The 1,760-nt window shown below is 55.5% G+C and carries 1 protein-coding gene and 1 tRNA gene; both read left to right on the top strand.

Going from position 1 to position 1,760, the window contains the following annotated elements:
* Positions 1-593 precede the first annotated feature (593 nt).
* Entirely contained in the window at positions 594-1,142 is a 549-nt protein-coding gene (locus NW838_RS15625) for a hypothetical protein (protein WP_011433891.1), read from the top strand.
* 156 nt (positions 1,143-1,298) lie between these two features.
* A tRNA-Ser gene (locus tag NW838_RS15620) sits at positions 1,299-1,389 on the top strand.
* Positions 1,390-1,760: the final 371 nt, after the last annotated feature.

The following is a 1,760-nucleotide window of genomic DNA, read 5'->3' as shown; positions in this document are numbered from 1 at the left end:
AATTCGAAGTCAGTAGAGTTGGAAGGGGGGGTGTCGTGCATGCGGTGGGGGCCGTGCACCCTGCGAGACCTATGACGGCGATCTTATCAAATCAAAAGCGCTTGCCAGAGCGCTCCGGGTCGGGGAGAGCCCAGGGGTCGAGTGCAAGAGTGCTCAACAGGGGATTGCACAAACTAATGTGTTCCAGAATACGAGTCTCTGGAAGATCTGCACCAAACCCGGATTTGGATTCTGGTCTTTATGGGCAGCCAAGTCACAGGGGATTAACAACTCTCTAAGGTTCCCTAAAAAAGTATTGCAAAGGGCTCTTTTTTCGGGAATAGCTCCTATTCATCAAGTAAAGTTGATCTATTGCTAAAGGGGCTTGAACTCCCAACCTCTCATCCGTTTGGGCAAGAGCTTGAGGTTTTCAGCTCCGTTGGGCATCGTGCATCTGACATTCTCTACCCAGCAGGGGAGATGTGGATAGGTTGGTCTCTTACAACCCTTCCCTAGACACATTTTTGGGATCCCTGCGGCTCCTCAATCTCTGGGGAGGGAGCCCATCCTTTCTGGAGTCATTTTGAAAAATCAGATGGAAACAGGAGAGATAGATGTTTACCCAATCTGCGTCTGATACTCTGGGGTTGGCACAACTGGATTTGGCGCAAATTCCGCGGCAGATCACCTGCGATGGCAGTGACTTGGATTGGAGCCAGGCCCTGGCCATCGAAGGGATCCAACCTGAAGAAGAAGCTTTACAGGCTTGGATGGCTTTCCGTGACCTGCGGGTGAACCAAGAGGCGGGCAACATTTTACGCTGGCAAGGGCGTCCGTTGCGGGCCAGCCGTATCCGCTTTTTCCCCAGGAATGTGGCTTGGCGCTATGGCTTCTCGTTTTCCACCAGCATCCGCTCGCCCCTTGGCAAAGGGATCCCGACCCCTGAGGAGTGGCGCTACCCGGGCCTCTGCCGCTACGGGATTGTGCTGTTTCAACCCAACGCCCAACTGGTGGCCCATCAGGTTTTCGAGTCCTCGCCAGAGCAGCCCCAAGAGGTGGATCTGGATCCCAACCTGGATATTGCCTTCAACATCAATGACGCCAAGGGCAGCTACGGCGACAATAGCGGCAGCTTCGATATTTACCTGCAGGTGGTGAGCTAGACTCACCCAACCCCAGGAGGGATCCCGGCTGATCGCGATAGCGGGACGGAGTCTTTGCAGAGCGGGTCAGGGGGCAGTTGTCGGGTGGGATCCCATCCCCTACAATAGGTGAACTGGTGGCTGGATCCCAGCCTGCTTGTTGCCCCTGCTAGCCCTGGAGAGGTGGCTGAGTGGTCGAAAGCGGCTTCCTGCTAAGAAGTTACGGGGCCCAAAAGCTCCGTCGAGGGTTCGAATCCCTCCCTCTCCGTTTCTGTAGTTGACCAAGAAAACTGGGTTGCAAGCCCCGTCCTACCGCTGCGCGGCAGCAAGCTGAACAGGGCGGCTTTGTGCTATGGTGCTGGTTGAACTCCGCCAACTTGAATATGGCGCAGTGTCAACAGGAAAAGTATCTGGGAGTTCATCCCAGTAGTTGGGGTCATGGCATCCCCCATCACTCGCAAGGGTGGTGTGGCTCAGGAAGTGGGGATCATCCTGCGACCTGGGAAAGAATCCTTACCCTTTAGGGCAGGGAGAATGTCAACCTCGGTTGCAATTTCACCCCCTTCTGAGCGTTTATGTGGCAGGCGTGGCTTCTGAGTCAGTGGGGGGTGGCACTCTGGCTCAACCTGGCTCTGGTGG

It is taken from the genome of Synechococcus sp. R55.2, from assembly GCF_047462075.1.
Taxonomy (GTDB): Bacteria; Cyanobacteriota; Cyanobacteriia; order Thermostichales; family Thermostichaceae; genus Thermostichus.
Note: the sequence above shows the minus strand (reverse complement) of the source record. Positions and strands in the feature narration are given on the sequence as shown.